Consider the following 16,653-nt stretch of genomic DNA (forward strand, 5'->3'; position numbering starts at 1 on the left):
ATGAGCGAAAAGTCACAAGGTAAAGTTTTACAGGAAGAATTAACACATAAATGGGATAATATTTGGGAAGTGATGGAAGCTACTGAAGAGGAAAAGGTTTTCGAGTTTGCTGAGGGGTATAAAGAGTTTTTAAACAGAGGAAAAACTGAAAGAGAATCAGCATTAGAAATAGTTAGAATAGCTAGAGAAAATGGTTACATATCTTTAGAAGAAATTATTGAAAAAGGTACTAAAATTGAACCAGGAATGAAAATTTATGCTGTTAACAAAGAAAAAGCAGTAGTAATGTTTGTTATTGGTAAAGAATGTTTAACTAAAGGAATGAATATAATAGGTTCACATATAGATGCACCTAGAATTGACTTAAAACCTAATCCTCTTTATGAAGATGGAGAGTTAGCATTACTTAAAACTCATTATTATGGCGGAATAAAAAAGTATCAATGGGTTTCAATGCCTTTAGCATTACATGGAGTTGTAATTAAATCAAATGGTGAGAAAGTAAATATAGTTATTGGTGAAGATGAAAATGACCCTGTATTCTTTATTACAGATCTTCTTCCTCATTTAGCAAAAGATCAAGTAGCTAAAAAGTTAGGTGAAGGTATAACAGGTGAAGGTTTAAATATAATAATAGGAAGTATTCCATATAGAGATAAAGAGTTAAACGAAAAAATTAAATTAAATGTACTTAAGTTGTTAAATGAAAAGTACGGTATAAAAGAAGAAGATTTTACTACTGCTGAATTAGAAGTAGTTCCAGCAGGAAAAGCTAGAGACGTTGGTATAGACAGAGGTTTAATTGCTGCTCATGGACATGACGATAGAGTTTGTGCTTATGCGTCACTTAAAGCAATACTAGAAATTGATACACCACAAAAAACTGCTGTAGCTTTATTTGTAGATAAAGAAGAGGTAGGAAGCTATGGTAATACAGGAATGCATTCAATGTTCTTTGAAAATGTAGTGTCAGAATTAATAGAGCTTACAACTGAAAGCTATAGTGAATTAAAAACAAAGAGAGCTTTAGCTAATTCAAGAGTTCTTTCTGCTGACGTATGTGCAGCCTTTGACCCAAATTATCCTGAAGTATTAGACAAGAGAAATGCACCTTTTATTGGAAAAGGGGTAACTTTAGTTAAGTATACAGGAGTAAGAGGTAAAGCAGGTTGTAATGATGCTAATGCTGAATATATTAGTGAAATTAGAAGAATATTTAATGAAAACAATGTTGTTTGGCAAATTGGTGAATTAGGTAAAGTAGACCAAGGTGGTGGAGGAACAATAGCTTTCATTTTAGCTAATTATGGAATGGAAGTTGTTGACTGTGGTGTGCCGGTATTAAGCATGCATGCTCCATATGAACTTGTAAGCAAGTCAGATGTATATATGACATATAAAGGTTATAAAGCTTTCTTTAATGCATAAAAAGACAGGCGGCAATCTAATCGATGCCGCCTCTTTCTTTATCAATGGTTATTAGCCAATAGTTTTTAGTCAACAGTTGTTAGTATTATTAGCTGTTCGTTATTCGTCATTCGCCATTCGAAAAGCGAACGACGAATAGCCAAAATTAATCTTAAATTTTACATTTTAATCTAGTACCCAGTATCTAGTACCTATTTTTCTCCATTAATATAATTGAGAATAAATTCCTTAAAAGTTAGATTTAAAGGAGATAGTTGTCTATTTTTATGATAAATTAAGTAGAATTTTCTCGTTAAGTTTATACCTTTCAATTTAAACTTTTTCAGTGTACCATTCATTACTTCCTTTTCAATAGCCTTTTCAGATATAAAACTAATTCCAATTCCCAGTTCTGTAAACTTTTTAATAGTTTCATTATCTTCAACACAAGCTACAATATTAAAACTATTTAAATTATAATTGTTTTCTTTTAATGCCTTTTCAACTACATGTCTTGTACCAGAGCCTAATTCTCTAAGTATTATTCTTTCATTTAATAATATTTTAGGATCTATTTCCTCGTTATTTTCCCATGAATATTTTTCATTATTGGGAGTAATTAAGACTATATTATCATCTATTAGTTCTATGTATTCTAGGTGTTTAGAATAATATTTAGCTCCTATTATACCGAAATCTGTTATTCCATCTAATATGTTTTTTACAACTTCTTTTGAATCTTTATTATTTATTGAGAATGTTACATTAGGAAACTTTTTGGAAAAGCTTTTGATTAATTGTGGCAGAATATATAGCTTAGGTATTGAGCTAGCACTGATTTCTAGATGTCCTTCTATTTTACCTCTATATGCACCTAAATTAAAACAAGCCATGTCTCTTGTATTAAGAATATCAATTGCGTATTTATATAAAATATTACCTGCTTCTGTTGGGGTTATTTTTCTTTCAGTTCTATTTAATAATAAAGTTCCTAATTCATTTTCTAGATTTTGAATATGATTTGTAACAGTTGGTTGAGTTAAATATAGTTTTTCAGCAGCTTTAGAAAAACTTTTTAGTTTTACTACTTCAACAAAAGTTTCAAGTTGTCTAAAATCCATAATATCACCACTTTCATATTCTTTAATTATCGTAATTAATAAATTACAATTTGTCAACAAATTGTTTTAAACTTGATTTTATTTCTAGGCTTATTTAGAATATTAAAGAAGGAGTGAATACAAATGATGAAGTTTTTAAAAAAAAATAAATATGTGTTACTTATAGTAGTTTTGATAATGCTTAAAGTTATGTATTTAGTAATAAATACATTAGATATGAGAAAGCATCATTTAATAAGCCATTTGGATAATTATATTCCTTTTATTAGTTGGATGGTTATACCTTATGTATTATGGTATTTCTATATATGGAGTACTTTATTATATTTATTAATTAAAGACAAAAAGTTATTTGTTACACATTCATTAGCAGTAATTTTGGGACAAACTATTTCTTTAATAATATTTTTATTATATCCAACATATATTATTAGACCTGAAGTAATTGGTAATGATATTTTTAGTAAGTTAATAATTTTAATATATTCAAACGATAATCCAGTAAATGCTTTTCCAAGCATTCATGTTTTACAGTCAGTCTTAACTCATGTGGCTATTTTAAATCTAAAAGATATAAAGAAATCAACAAAAATATTTTCTTATATATTTTCTACAATGGTTATATTGTCTACAATTACTATAAAGCAGCATTATGTAATAGATGTTGTAGGAGGATATTTATTAGCAACAATATGTGCGAAATTTGTTTATGAAATATTCTATGGAAGATACAAAGCTAATACTTTAGACATGATTTTTTCAACAAATAAGTAAAGTCCAGCTAATTAGCTGCACTTGTAAAATTGACTAAGTATTTAAAAGAGGGGATGCTAATGATAAATTATATTATTTATGTTATTACTTTTATTTTGCTGGGAATATCTTTTAGAAAAGACAAACAGAAAACTAAAAAAGCTTTAAAAAAATCGTGGAGAGCATTTAATAATATATTACCTGAGTTTTTAGGAGTTATTATGTTAGTAGGGGTGCTTCTTTCAATATTCAATGCTGATGTTATATCTAGATTAATAGGTAAAGAATCAGGATGGATTGGGATAGTTGCATCAGCTGTTGTAGGAGCAATAACACTAATACCAGGATTTGTAGCTTTTCCAACAGCGGCTTTGCTTTTACAGAATGGGGCTGGATATATGCAAATAGGTGCTTTTGTTTCTGCATTAATGATGGTAGGAATTATTACAATACCAGTAGAGAATCGATATTTTGGGAAAAAGCTTACTATTTTGAGAAACAGTTTTGCATTTTTATTTTCATTTTTAGTTGCTTATGTTATAGGAAAGGTTGTTGGAGGAATATGAAAATAATAAAAAGATATAGTTTCCCATTAGTAGGTATTTTTATTATAACAATCATTACTTTATTTAATAGAGAATTAGGAATGAAAACTTTCAATACAGCAATATACGGTGTTAAAGAAATGGTTTTAGTTATTCCACCAGTTTTTATACTTTTAGGACTATTAGATATATGGGTTCCTAGAGAAACTATGGTGAAATATATGGGAGAAAGCTCAGGGCTTAAAGGTGTAATTCTTGCTATTATCTTAGGATCAGCGGCAGCAGGACCTTTATATGGAGCTTTTCCTATAGCTGCAATTTTTATGAAAAAAGGAGTAAAATTCAGCAATGTACTGATATTTATAGGAGCTTGGTCGACTACCAAAGTTCCAATGTTTTTATTTGAGATGTCAGCTTTAGGCGTACGTTTTGCTGTGACTAGATTATTAATTGATATACCAGGGATTATTATAATAGCACATATTTTAAATCTTTTATTAACAAAGGATGAAATAGAAGAAATTTATAAAAATGCAGAGTCAATATTAGATTAAATGCTTGTTTTGTTTAAGTTATTACAGATATATGATATTGGATAAATTTTAGTCAATAAAATTACTTAAACAAAAACCCTAGGTCATTACAACCTAGGGTTTTTCAATGGTGCCGAAGGTGGGACTCGAACCCACACGGTATTGCTACCACCGGATTTTGAGTCCGGCGCGTCTGCCAATTCCACCACTTCGGCATATTAGCTACAGATTGTATGTTACCAAAAAAACATATAAAAGTCAAGTTATTTTGCTAAAAAATTTAGTTACGAATGCTATTATATACCAAAGAAATATATAAGCAATCTGTGCTATAATTTTATACGTAGCTAGTTTGGAGGTGTTTTAAATGGATCCAATTACACATGGAATAATAGGGTTAGGATTATCTACTTTAAGTGGGGAACCAATAAATATTACAAACCCTTTAATGTTAGGTAGTGTTATAGGGGCTATGTCACCCGATATTGACATAGTATTTAGATTAAAAGGGCAATATGAATATTTGAAACATCATAGAGGAATGACACATTCAATTTTGGGTATAGGTTTTATTTCTTTAGTAATATCTGCAGCTTTAAGTTTAATATTCAAAGATTATTCATTTTTTAGAATTTTTATCTGGACCTTTTTAGGTAGCTTATCACATTCTGTGTTTGATATGCTTAATTCTTATGGTGCTAGGTTTTTATTACCATTTACAAAGAGAAAGTTTTCAGCAAGTTTGTTAATGTTATTTGATCCTTTTATAATATTTTTATCGTTAGGCATGGTATTTTTATTTAAAGACACAGTTATGAAAGGAATTGTATTTTCATTAATTTTTGCAATTTATTTATTGTTTAGAATTCATATGAGAAGTAGTGTTACAAAAGTACTTTATAATAGTTTTAAAAATAAAAGTAGTATTAAAAGAATTAATATTTTACCTTCATTTTTTAATCCTTTAAAATGGGATTTTATTGTAGAAACTAAAGGTTCGAACATTGTGGGACAAGTTTATTATTTAAATAAAAATATTACAATAAGAAAGAAATTTAAAAAAACTAATCATAAACTTATTAAGCAGTTCGATGAAACTAAGCTTGGTAGATATTTTTCTGAATTTACACCTATAAAGCATATTAAAGTCATAGATAAGGGTGAAGAAATTATCTTAAGAGTAATAGATTTGAGATATTATTTGAGAAATGAATTTATGCATCATGCTACGGCGGTTTTTAATTTTGAAAAGAAAATAGTTAAAACTATATTCCATCCGTATAGTTTAAAAAGAGAGATATTAGTAGAAGAAAGAGAGATTGCATAGAGCTGTTAAATACAGCTCTATTTTTTTGCATTTTTTGAGCTAAATTGGTAAATATTATATTTTGCATAAATAATTTACAATATCAATATTATAGATTGAGACTTAAATTAAGGAGGCTGAGATTATTGCAGAAAAAACTACTACTTATAATATTGGCAGTATTATTTTTCACACTAAACATTAATGTTTATGCTGAGAGTGTTGAAAATCAGTATAAAATAGTCATTAATATACCTTCTAGAAAATTAACTTTATTTAAAGATGATATGATTATTAAAGAATATCCAGTTGCCGTAGGAAAATCAAAAACTCAAACCCCTATTGGTGAATTTAAAATAATAAATAAAGTTATAAATCCTTATTATGCTAAAAAAAACATACCTGGAGGAAGTCCAAGAAATCCCTTAGGAAGCAGATGGATGGGATTTAAGCCACACTATGGAATACATGGAAATAGTGATCCTAGTTCAATTGGTACCTTTGCTTCAGGCGGATGTGTTAGAATGTATGAAAGAGATATTCAAGAAATATTCGATATAGTACCTATAGGCACTCCAGTTCAGATAAAATATGACTTAATAGAGATAGTTAATGACATAGATGGAGAAGAGCCTATTTTGATTATTTATCCAGACTATTATAATAAAGTTCGTGATATAAAGGAATTAATTAAACAGAAATTAGAAGAATTAAATTTATATAATGAGATATCAGAGAAAAGATTAGAAGAAGTAACTAATTTAGCTAAGAACAAAAAAGTTGTTTTTTCCAATAATTTAACTTTTTTTATAAATAAAAAATATATAACTGACGATGTGAAAATTATAGAAGGAGTATATTATATAAACTTAAATAAGTTCGGAAAATGGTTGAATACTAATGTACCAATTATATATAAAGAGAGCTATGCTTATGTAATGGGAAGCTTTATTAAAACAGTATATGTCGATAATAAACACTATATAGCTTTATCAGATATACAGAAACTTTTAGGAGGACAATTAGATATAAATAAGGATGCGTATTTGATTGAATTAAGTACTGACGCAGTATTTCTTAACAATAAATATTTAACTAATCAAGTTTTGAATATAACTACAAATCCCAAAATAAGGTTGTCAGTTATCAGTCAATATCTAGATATTGGTATTCAATTTGAACAAAATGAAATAAAATATTACTTGAGAAATGGAAAGGAAATTCCATATGAACTTTATGAAGGAATACCTTATGTTGATGCAAATTACTTAAAAGAGAATACAAAACTTACATTAGATATTTCAACATTTAGAAAGCAATTAACAATAACTAAAAACCCTATGATAATATGTGATGGTGTTATTTACGAAAGTATTTTATATGATAATGAACTATACATACCGCTTAATGTTTTAATAAAAGATGATGGTAATATAGATTTTAATAATATTTTTGTCAATTTTGAAAGGATACCTGTTATATGTGTAGAAGATACTAGATATATACCTTTTAAGAAAGTTAAAAATTTATTCAATTTAATAATAGATGATTATGGAACCAGGATTGCTTTAAATAAAAGGATATTTAATATATTGGATTGAATAAACTAAAGAGCTTCTTAGTATTTAGGAAGCTCTTTTTTATAATCCATAGGAAATTATATTCCTTGTTGAGCTGTGGTTAATTTTGAATATAATTTCCGTAATGGATATAGGCAAAATCTTCCTTAATTTATTTAAATTAAAGATTTTGTTCAATTTAAGATTTTATTTTTTAGGAACTTTTTTTTTAAGTTTTTCGTCTAAATTGTATAAGGATAGTAGAAAGGGGTGAGTCTGTGAAAAAATCTGAACATATCTTAATTAAAAAAAGTTCAGAAGGAAATGTTGATGCTTTTGAAGAGTTGATTAAAGAATATGAGAAAAGGGCTTATAATATAGCTTATAGATTGTTAAAAAATTCCGAGGATGCTATGGATGTTGTGCAAGAAGCATTTATCAAAATTTATAAATCTATAAGAGAATTTAAATTTAAATCTAGCTTTTCAACATGGGTTTACAGAATTGTAGTTAATACTACAATTGATTTTATAAGAAGTAAAAAGGTGATTTATTCACTAGATGAAACTATTAAATCTGAAAAAGGCGATATAAAAAGAGAAGTTGCAGATTATGAAAATACTCCTGAAATTGAGTTGGAAAGAAAGCTGACTAAGGAATTAGTACAAAAATCGATAGATAAATTAGATGATATACATAGAACGGTTATAATATTGAGAGATATACAGGGGTTTAGTTATGACGAAATTTCAGAGATATTAGATTGTTCGCTTGGGACTGTTAAATCTAGGATAAGTAGAGGAAGAATTGCTTTAAAAGAAATTATTTTAAAAGAAATGGAACCTAAAGAAGTGAATTCAAGTCAAAAAAAATGAAAGGAGGGAGACTATGGATTGTAAAAGTTTTGAAGAAAAAATGTCTCTTTATATAGATGATATGCTAGATGCAGTTGAAAAAAATGAGTTTAAGCAGCATTTAAATGAATGTAGTAAATGCAGAACCTTATTTAAGAACATGAATAGTATTGTCAATTACGCTAGAGATTGTGAAGAAATAGAATTGCCTGAAGATTTTAATGAAAAGCTTAGAATAAAACTTAAAGAAATTAAGAAACCAAAAGGTTATAAAAATAAGTTCAAGGTATTATCTACGATAGCTGCTGCCTTCTTAATAGTAATAATTTCTGTTTCGGCTATTTTGATGGTGATAAATTTTCCAGGTAACAATTTTAAAATGGGAAAAAGCATGGTAGAAGAAAGAGCGAATTATGATACTCAAGAAGCACCTATGCAAATGGCTAGTGAGTTTAAACCAAGTCAACCAGAATTAGATAGAGGAGAAGCTTCTGATTATAGCACTAGCTATGGTACAGATTCTAATAGAGCAGAGTCAATTACACTTACAGATGAAGAAAATGCAAAACAAAGTAAATTAGAAAATAGAAAAATAATTGATGAAGCCTATGTAGAATTAGATGTAGAAGATTATGATAAAGTTTTCAATGAAATAATAGATTATGTAAAATTCTTAGGTGGTTATATAGAAAATTCAGAGTCAGGATATCAATACAATAAGTTTAGAGAAGAAAAAGAGCCGTTAAAAAGAGGTTATTTAAGAGTCAGAGTGCCATCTGATAAATTTGAAGATGCTATTAAATATATTGATAGTTTGGGAATTATAAAGAGAAAAAATTTAACTGGAAGAGATATAACAGAGCAGTATTATGACATTGAAAATAGAGTTAAGAATTTAAAAATACAAGAGGAAAGATTAAGAGAGATTTTAAGAAAAGCTGAAAAAGTAGAAGAAATACTTATGATTGAAAATGAGTTAAGAAGAATAAGGACCGAAATAGATCAAAATACGAGTGTATTAAAAAAATGGGATAGCTTAGTAGCTTTAGCTACGATTAATATAAGTTTAAATGAAGTTGAAATATTAAATAAGGAAATAAAAAATGTAGATAAAAGCATATTTGAAAAATCTAAGGAAGGTTTTATTACAACAGTAAATAATATAATTAAGTTGTTTGAAAAAACGATTATATTTTTAATAACTATATTACCTATAATTATTTTAATATCTATCTTGTTTGCAATAGCTTACTTTTTATACCAAAAATATAAGTATAGGAGGGATTAATGTGAAAAATAAGATTGCTATATTGAGTATTTTATTTGCTTTAGTTTTAATTGGAGGTTATGTTTTAGGTTCGACTTCTCAAACTGTAGATAATGTATTAGCTGATGAAAAAAATGATTTAGGAAATACAATTACAGTAAGTGGAGAGGGAGTAGTTAAGGTAAAACCAGATATAGCTTATATTAATATAGGGATTGAGACTATTGGCAAGAATAGTCAGGATGCACAGATAGAAAATAAGAATAAAATGACAAATATAATGAGTAAAATCAGAAGCTTCAAGATAAAAGATGAAGATATAAAAACTATAGAATACAATATTATAGCCATGAGGGAATATGACAGAGAAAAAGGAAAAAGTGTTATAACTGGATATATGGTTAGAAACGTTGTGCAAATTACTATAAAAGATATAAATAATGTAGGCAAAATAATTGATAGAGTTTCTGAAGTTGGAGCTAACTATATAACTAATATTACTTTTAGTGTAAAAGATAAAGAAAAATACTATTTAGAAGCTTTAAAAATGGCTATGGAAAATGCGAAAAATAAAGGGGCTGCTATTGCTAGTACTTTTGGAGTTAAATTAGATAAACCATATAAAGTTAATGAGTTATCTAATATGAATTATTCTGTAGTAGGAGGATATAGAGATTCATTTGCATACCTAAAAGAAGATGCTGTGAATACACCTATTTCACAAGGAGAACTTGAAATAAGAGCAAAAGTAAATGTAATATATAAGTATTAACCCTTGATGATACATCAAGGGTTTTATTTGTTTACTATTTATTCTATTTCTTATATACTTAATATAAGAAATTAACTATATACTAAAGAAGTCTTAAGGAGTTGGTTAAATGTCATTAAAAAGATTGATGGTAATTGACGGTAACAGTTTATTACATAGAGCATTTCATGCATTACCACCATTACAAACTAAAGAGGGAATATATACTAATGGAGTTTACGGTTTTTTGACAATGCTAAATAAAATAGTTGAAGAATATTCTCCTGAATATATATGTGTTGTGTTTGATAAGAAAACACCAACATTTAGGCATAAGGAGTATACAGAATATAAAGCAAATAGAGCTAAAACTCCAGATGAATTGATTATGCAGTTTGATATTCTAAAGGAAGTATTGAGTAAATTAAATATAACTACTTTAGAAATTGATGGATTTGAAGCAGATGATATTGCAGGAACGTTAGCATCAATAGGTGAAAAGAAAGGGTTAGAAACTATTTTAGTTACTGGTGACAAAGATTATTTGCAGTTAGTGACAAAAAAGACTAAAGTGTTGATAACTAGAAAGGGTATAACTAATCTGGAAATATATGATGAGCAAAGTGTGAAAGAAAAATATGGGATAAGTCCAGTACAATTAATTGATTTAAAAGGACTTATGGGAGATAAATCAGATAATATTCCTGGAGTACCTGGGATTGGTGAAAAAACGGGAATTAAACTTATAAAGGAATTTGGTTCGCTCGAAGAGATATATGAGAATTTAGAAAATATTTCAGGTAAAAAGCTTAAAGAGAGATTAATAGAGAATAGACTTCAGGCTTTTATGAGTAAAAAATTGGCCAAAATTATAACAGAAGTACCTATTAGTATAGATTTAGAAGAACTAAAGAAAAGAGAACCCGATTATGATGAACTTATAGATTTATATAAGAAGCTTGAATTTAACAGTTTATTAAGTAGAATTCGTAAAATTTCAAGTGATAAAGAAACATCTAATGATTTGACAATAAATATTGATTGCAATTATGAAATAGTACAAGATTTAGAAGTAATAGACAATATAATACAGAGCATAAATAAAAATAAAAATGTATATTTAAGATTTATTCAAGAGGACATAATAGTAGGTCTTACAGTCAAAACTGAAATGACAAAGACGTATTATATAGATTTAGTTGAAGAAGAGTTTAAAGATAAAGTTTTATTGAAATTAAAAAATATATTTGAAAATAAGGATATAGAAAAGAAAGGACATCATTTAAAAGAAGATATTTTAATACTTTTGAAAAATGGAATATATTTAAATGGAATAACATTCGACAGTATGATAGGTCAATACATAATAAACCCTTCACAAAATAGTTACAGCATTAAAGAACTAGCTAAGGAATATTTATCTGTTTTTATTGAAGATGAAGATGATATTTTAGGTAAAGGAAAAAGTAGAAAAAAGATAACAGATATTTCATTAGAAGAAAGAGCTAAGATATTTTCTACTCAACTAGAAATAATATCGAGAATTGAAAATGCGATAAAAGAAAAGATACAAAAATGCGACATGAATGAGTTGTATTATACAGTTGAATTACCTCTAATAGAAGTATTAGCATTTATGGAGTTTGAGGGATTTGCTGTAGATATTAAAAAATTAAATGAGCTAGGCGAAGAATTTGAAACAAAAATGGCAGAGCTTACAGACGAGATATATAGCATAGCAGGTGAAAAGTTTAATATAAATTCAACTAAGCAGCTAGGATATATTCTATTTGAAAAACTAGAATTACCAGTAATTAAAAAGACAAAAACAGGTTATTCAACAAATGCTGAAGTGCTAGAAAAATTAAAAGATAAACATCCTATTATAGAAAAAATACTTGAATACAGACGCATAATGAAATTAAAAACTACATATATTGATGGTTTGATTTCATTAGTAGATAAAGAAACCAATAAGATACATTCAACCTTTAATCAAACAATTACTACTACTGGAAGGATAAGCAGTACTGAACCTAATCTTCAAAATATACCTATAAAAACAGAAGAGGGAAGGAAAATTAGAAAAGTATTTATACCAAGTAGTGAAGAGTATAAGTTAGTTGATGCGGATTATTCACAAATTGAATTAAGAGTACTTGCTCATATTACAGATGATCCAAATTTAAAAGAGGCATTTTTCAATAATGAGGATATACATACTAAAACTGCAGCTGAGGTATTTAATGTGTCAAAAGCTGATGTAACACCTCTTATGAGAAGTAGAGCGAAAGCTGTGAATTTTGGTATAATATATGGCATAAGTGATTATGGATTAGCAAGAGATTTGAAGATTAGCAGAAAAGAAGCAAAACTTTATATAGAGAACTATTTTTCAAAATACAAAAAAGTTAAGGAATATATGGATAATATAATAAAAGAAGGAAAAGAAAAAGGATATGTAACAACAATTATGAATAGAAGAAGATATCTTCCAGAATTAAAGTCTAGGAATTTTAATATAAGATCTTTTGGTGAAAGAATGGCAATGAATACTCCTATACAAGGTAGTGCAGCAGATATAATAAAAATTGCCATGGTGAATGTTTTTAATGAATTGAGAAAGAAAAAATTAAAATCAAAGTTAATATTACAGGTTCACGATGAATTGATTATAGAGGCTCATAAAGATGAATTGGATGAGGTTAAGCAGATACTTAAGTTACAGATGGAGAATGCGTTTAAACTAAGCGTTCCTTTAAAAGTTGATATGAAGATAGGTGATAGCTGGTATGAAACAAAATAGAACAAGCAATACAAAGATTATAGGTTTAACAGGTGGGATAGCTACTGGTAAAAGTACAGTTACTAAGTTATTGAAAGAGCTTGGATATATAGTTATTGATGCTGATAAGATAGCAAGAGAGGTAGTTGAGGTTGGTAAGCCAGCATATTTAGATATTGTAAAAGAGTTTGGAAGAGACATTTTAGAGGAAAATAATCAAATAGATAGAAAGAAACTTGGAGAAATTATTTTTAAAGATGTAGAAAAAAGAAGAAAATTGAATCAAATTGTTCATCCAAGGATAATTCAAGAAATGATAAATAAAATAAAACAGTTTTGTGATGGAAACAAAGTAATATTTTTAGATATACCTTTATTGATAGAGGAAAAAAATATATTAGAAAAGCAAGGGTTAAAGTTTGATGAAATATGGTTGGTATATGCAGATGAAGAGAATCAGTTAAGTAGACTAATTGAGCGAGATAAATTAGATATGGAAAGTGCATTAAATAGGATACGTGCTCAAATGCCTATGACTGAAAAGCTAAAAATTGCAGATGTTGTTATAGATAATAATAGAGGGATAAGCGAATTGAAAGACCAAATTATAAAATTATTAAATAGGTATTAAATTTTCGGAGGGATTTTTTTGCCTTTAAAAAAATACAGGAAAATATTATCAATAATATGTACTTTAGTAGTAATTATAGCAGTTTTCACGAATTTAAAATGGATAGGAAAAATTATATATCCATTGTATTATGAAGATTATATTAAGAAATATTCTTATCAATATAATATTGACCCAATTTTAGTTGCTTCTATAATTAAAGTTGAAAGTAAGTATTATAAAGATGCGAAGTCACATAGAGGAGCTAAAGGGTTGATGCAGATTTCTCCTATTACTGGAAGATGGGCGGCAGAAGAAATAGGTATATTAGATTATAATGAAGATTATTTGTATGATCCTGAAATTAATATTATGATAGGATGTTGGTATTTAAATAAGTTACATAAGCAGTTTAAAAATGATATTAAATTAGTTTTAACTGCTTATAACGGTGGAAGTGGGAATGTAGAGAAATGGCTAAAAAATCCTATGTATAGTAGTGATGGAAAAAAACTTGACCAAATTCCTTTTGTAGAAACTAAAGAATATGTTGAAAAAGTACTCAAAACATATAAAATTTATAGATTTTTATACAAAGATATTTTGTAATTAATAAAACTTAAAATTTATTGAACTTGCTAAAAAATAGTTGTTATAATTAAAATGTGTATATACTTAAATTTTAGACAAGAGATGAAGAAAAAAACAAGGAGGAATTTTTTTGAAACTCAAAAAAATATTAGTAGCATTTATAGCGCTTATGTTAACAATTAGTTTGATTGGCTGCGGTATTGATAATCAACTAGATGATATTAAAGGCAAGGAAAATGAAAGTGATAATACAGATCAAAACGAAGTTTATGAACCAGCTTTTGGTGGAGAGATAGTGGTACCTATTTCCTATATTAAAACATTTAATCCATTATTGAGTAGTGACAAGAGTTTATATTATTTTAATAAATTAATATATGAAAGTTTATTTGATTTTGATGAAAATCTAAACTTAAGAAAAGTACTAGTAGAAGACTATAAAATTAGTAAGGATGGTCAGACTGTAGATATTAAGCTTAAAGATAATATTACATGGCATGATGGGTATAAGTTTACTGCTTCAGATGTAAAGTTTACAGTAGATGTAATAAAATATGGTGCAAATGATGTTTTATATAAAGATATGTTAGAAACTGCATTTAAAGCTGCTAAACCTACAGATATACAGCATATTCTAAATGTTAAAATTATAGATGATTTGAATTTACAAATACATTTTGATAGAGCTTATAGTAATGCGCTTGAAAGTTTAACATTTCCAATAATACCTAAGCACCAGTTTGTTGAGGAAGGAGTTAAGATAAAAAAGAAAACATATTTAAAAGCTTTAAGTGAAGATATTATTCCTATAGGTACAGGACCATATAAATTTAACAAATATAATAAGCTTAAATGGGTTGAGCTTGTAAGAAATGATGATTGGCATTTAGGTAGACCTTATATTTCTAAAATTATTGGAAAAATATTATCAGATAATGAACTAGCAGTAGTATCATTTGAAACTGGGCAATTAGATTTAACTAGGGCAGAAGGTGTGGATTGGGAAAAATATGCTCAAAACAATAAAGTAGCAATATATGAATATATTACTCAAAAGTATGAGTTTTTAGGATTTAATTTTAGAAATAAGTTAATCAATAGTGAAAAAGGTTTAGCTTTAAGAAAGGCAATTGCATATGCGATAAACAGGGATAATATAATTAATAAAGTTTATTTAGGTCATGCAACAAAAGTAGATGTACCAATTCATCCGAATTCTTGGTTATTATCTCAAAAAAATGCTTACAATTATAGCATAGATAAAGCTAAAGAAATTTTAAATAAAGCTGGATGGGAAGATACAGATAATGATGGTATTTTAGAGGATGAAAGTGGCAACAAACTAAAGTTTAGGCTGTTAACAAATTCATATAATCCATTAAGATTAAAGACTGCGAACATGATAATAGAAGATTTAAAAGCCGTTGGAATAGAAGTAATTCCACAGTATGATACTACAGTAGATAATATTGATGTAGAAACTGCAGAAAGACAATGGAATAATATGGTTAATAAAATTCAAAACGGTGATTTTGATTTAGTACTTCTTGGTTGGGAATTATCTTTGCTTCCAGATTTATCTTTCGCTTTTCATTCAACTCAAATAGATGAAGGAAGTAATTTTATTAATTATAAAAATGAAAGTATGGATCAGCTTTTAGTAAAAGCTTTTAGAGCTACTACTAGAGCAGAAAAGAAAAGAGTTTATGAAGAGATTCAAAAATTAATAGTTAAAGATTTACCTTATGTAAGTTTATTTTTTAGAAATAATGCAATACTTGTTGATAATAAAATAAAAGGCGAAATCAAACCAAATTATGCCAATATATATAATGATATTGACAAATGGTTTATTCCAAAAAAATTTCAAGAAGAGAATAAGAATGATTAATTAGATTAGAACTTGACATTAATAAAATTAGCAGCTATACTAAGAAAGTGTTTAATAAGCGCCGTGGTGGTGGAATTGGCAGACACGCTATCTTGAGGGGGTAGTGAGCTGATGCTCGTGCGGGTTCGAGTCCCGCCCACGGCACCAGAAGATAATAAAGGGAGCATTTAGCTCCCTTTTTCATTTAAGTTTATTCTTAATAGCAATAGCAGAATAGTATAACTAATAGTAAGAAGAAGAACAATAAGCTGTCATTGTAGCCGCATCCGCATTGAGTATCAGCCATATATATCCCTCCTATATTGGCATTTACATATACTTGAAATATAGTTATTAAAGATATTTAATTTGAATATTAAAATATTTTTGTAAAATTATCTGTTACAACCAAATCCTCCATAGCAATTACAGAATATTACAACTAGCAATAGGAAGAAGAATAACAATTCGCTGCCGCCGTCACAACCAAATAATCCGCCTAGAAGACCTTTTCCTTCAGCCATATATATAACCTCCTTATTTCTACTATATTTTCTTGGTCACTATATAATATGATTAGAGTTCAAAATGGGTGAAAAAGATTTTGATTTTATTTTTTAGTAATTATGACCAAAGCCACCAAATAGAATTACAAGTATTAGAAAGAAGAAAAGTAAGCTTTCATTTCCACCGCCAAATAA

At 27.7% G+C, this 16,653-nt stretch carries 15 protein-coding genes and 2 tRNA genes; 14 read left to right on the plus strand and 3 right to left on the minus strand.

Translation table 11 applies throughout. The features are described from left to right. Window positions 1-1,428, plus strand: a complete 1,428-nt coding sequence (locus BFN48_RS01970) for an aminopeptidase (RefSeq protein ID WP_069649190.1) — start codon at window positions 1-3, stop codon at window positions 1,426-1,428. A 191-nt stretch (window positions 1,429-1,619) separates the two neighbouring features. On the opposite strand, the gene BFN48_RS01975 is transcribed toward BFN48_RS01970, so the two are convergent. Then, window positions 1,620-2,588, minus strand: a complete 969-nt coding sequence (locus BFN48_RS01975) for a selenium metabolism-associated LysR family transcriptional regulator (RefSeq protein WP_242863193.1) — start codon at window positions 2,586-2,588, stop codon at window positions 1,620-1,622. Window positions 2,589-2,651: 63 nt separating this feature from the next. On the opposite strand from BFN48_RS01975, the gene BFN48_RS01980 reads away from it, so the two are divergent. From BFN48_RS01980 to BFN48_RS01990, 3 genes are read left to right on the plus strand one after another with little or no spacing between them, the layout of a single operon-like run. Then, window positions 2,652-3,302 (plus strand): phosphatase PAP2 family protein, encoded by a 651-nt coding sequence (locus BFN48_RS01980; RefSeq protein WP_069649192.1) that lies wholly within the window; start codon window positions 2,652-2,654, stop codon window positions 3,300-3,302. A 59-nt stretch (window positions 3,303-3,361) separates the two neighbouring features. Beyond that, the gene (locus BFN48_RS01985) at window positions 3,362-3,847 is read left to right on the plus strand and encodes a permease (RefSeq protein WP_069649193.1); all 486 of its coding nucleotides are present in this window, start codon (window positions 3,362-3,364) and stop codon (window positions 3,845-3,847) included. Further along, on the plus strand, window positions 3,844-4,380 hold the full coding sequence (locus BFN48_RS01990) for a permease (protein WP_069649194.1): 537 nt from the start codon (window positions 3,844-3,846) through the stop codon (window positions 4,378-4,380). Before BFN48_RS01985 ends, BFN48_RS01990 begins: the two co-directional genes overlap by 4 nt. Before the next feature lie 107 nt (window positions 4,381-4,487). On the opposite strand, the gene BFN48_RS01995 is transcribed toward BFN48_RS01990, so the two are convergent. Further along, window positions 4,488-4,574 (minus strand) — tRNA-Leu (locus tag BFN48_RS01995). A 152-nt stretch (window positions 4,575-4,726) separates the two neighbouring features. On the opposite strand from BFN48_RS01995, the gene BFN48_RS02000 reads away from it, so the two are divergent. From BFN48_RS02000 to BFN48_RS02045, 10 genes are all read left to right on the plus strand, one after another. After that, window positions 4,727-5,686 carry a metal-dependent hydrolase gene (locus BFN48_RS02000; RefSeq protein WP_069649195.1) on the plus strand — a complete coding sequence of 320 codons (960 nt, stop codon included), beginning with the start codon at window positions 4,727-4,729 and terminating at the stop codon, window positions 5,684-5,686. Between the two features lie 125 nt (window positions 5,687-5,811). After that, window positions 5,812-7,266, plus strand: a complete 1,455-nt coding sequence (locus BFN48_RS02005) for a L,D-transpeptidase (RefSeq protein ID WP_069649196.1) — start codon at window positions 5,812-5,814, stop codon at window positions 7,264-7,266. Window positions 7,267-7,502: 236 nt separating this feature from the next. After that, complete coding sequence (locus BFN48_RS02010; RefSeq protein WP_069649197.1) at window positions 7,503-8,099, plus strand: RNA polymerase sigma factor; 597 nt, start codon at window positions 7,503-7,505, stop codon at window positions 8,097-8,099. Window positions 8,100-8,112: 13 nt separating this feature from the next. Continuing rightward, window positions 8,113-9,366 (plus strand): DUF4349 domain-containing protein, encoded by a 1,254-nt coding sequence (locus BFN48_RS02015; RefSeq protein WP_069649198.1) that lies wholly within the window; start codon window positions 8,113-8,115, stop codon window positions 9,364-9,366. A gap of 1 nt (window position 9,367) precedes the next feature. Continuing rightward, window positions 9,368-10,117: an SIMPL domain-containing protein gene (locus BFN48_RS02020; protein ID WP_069649199.1), complete on the plus strand. Its 750-nt coding sequence runs from the start codon at window positions 9,368-9,370 to the stop codon at window positions 10,115-10,117. A 109-nt stretch (window positions 10,118-10,226) separates the two neighbouring features. Beyond that, entirely contained in the window at window positions 10,227-12,902 is a 2,676-nt protein-coding gene (polA, locus tag BFN48_RS02025; protein WP_069649200.1) for a DNA polymerase I, read from the plus strand. Continuing rightward, window positions 12,889-13,512, plus strand: coding sequence for a dephospho-CoA kinase (gene coaE / locus BFN48_RS02030; RefSeq protein ID WP_069649201.1), 624 nt, complete (start codon window positions 12,889-12,891; stop codon window positions 13,510-13,512). The genes polA and coaE overlap by 14 nt, the downstream gene beginning before the upstream one ends. Window positions 13,513-13,530: 18 nt before the next feature. Beyond that, complete coding sequence (locus BFN48_RS02035; RefSeq protein WP_069649202.1) at window positions 13,531-14,100, plus strand: lytic transglycosylase domain-containing protein; 570 nt, start codon at window positions 13,531-13,533, stop codon at window positions 14,098-14,100. 112 nt (window positions 14,101-14,212) lie between these two features. Next, entirely contained in the window at window positions 14,213-15,973 is a 1,761-nt protein-coding gene (locus tag BFN48_RS02040; RefSeq protein WP_069649203.1) for an ABC transporter substrate-binding protein, read from the plus strand. Between the two features lie 60 nt (window positions 15,974-16,033). After that, window positions 16,034-16,120, plus strand: a tRNA-Leu gene (locus BFN48_RS02045). Window positions 16,121-16,347: 227 nt separating this feature from the next. Here the strand turns inward: BFN48_RS02045 and BFN48_RS12745 are convergent. Next, window positions 16,348-16,476, minus strand: a complete 129-nt coding sequence (locus tag BFN48_RS12745; protein ID WP_278287283.1) for a hypothetical protein — start codon at window positions 16,474-16,476, stop codon at window positions 16,348-16,350. Between the last annotated feature and the right edge of the window lie 177 nt (window positions 16,477-16,653).

It is taken from the genome of Caloranaerobacter ferrireducens, assembly GCF_001730685.1.
GTDB lineage: Bacteria > Bacillota > Clostridia > Tissierellales > Thermohalobacteraceae > Caloranaerobacter > Caloranaerobacter ferrireducens.

Excerpts from the sequence above, each read along its gene's own strand:
- BFN48_RS01970 (WP_069649190.1), top strand. The coding sequence starts at position 1 with ATGAGCGAAAAGTCACAAGGTAAAGTTTTACAGGAAGAATTAACACAT.
- BFN48_RS02015 (WP_069649198.1), top strand. The coding sequence starts at position 8,113 with ATGGATTGTAAAAGTTTTGAAGAAAAAATGTCTCTTTATATAGATGAT.
- BFN48_RS01980 (WP_069649192.1), top strand. The coding sequence starts at position 2,652 with ATGATGAAGTTTTTAAAAAAAAATAAATATGTGTTACTTATAGTAGTT.
- BFN48_RS12745 (WP_278287283.1), bottom strand. The coding sequence starts at position 16,476 with ATGGCTGAAGGAAAAGGTCTTCTAGGCGGATTATTTGGTTGTGACGGC.
- BFN48_RS01990 (WP_069649194.1), top strand. The coding sequence starts at position 3,844 with ATGAAAATAATAAAAAGATATAGTTTCCCATTAGTAGGTATTTTTATT.
- BFN48_RS02000 (WP_069649195.1), top strand. The coding sequence starts at position 4,727 with ATGGATCCAATTACACATGGAATAATAGGGTTAGGATTATCTACTTTA.
- BFN48_RS01985 (WP_069649193.1), top strand. The coding sequence starts at position 3,362 with ATGATAAATTATATTATTTATGTTATTACTTTTATTTTGCTGGGAATA.
- coaE (WP_069649201.1), top strand. The coding sequence starts at position 12,889 with ATGAAACAAAATAGAACAAGCAATACAAAGATTATAGGTTTAACAGGT.
- polA (WP_069649200.1), top strand. The coding sequence starts at position 10,227 with ATGTCATTAAAAAGATTGATGGTAATTGACGGTAACAGTTTATTACAT.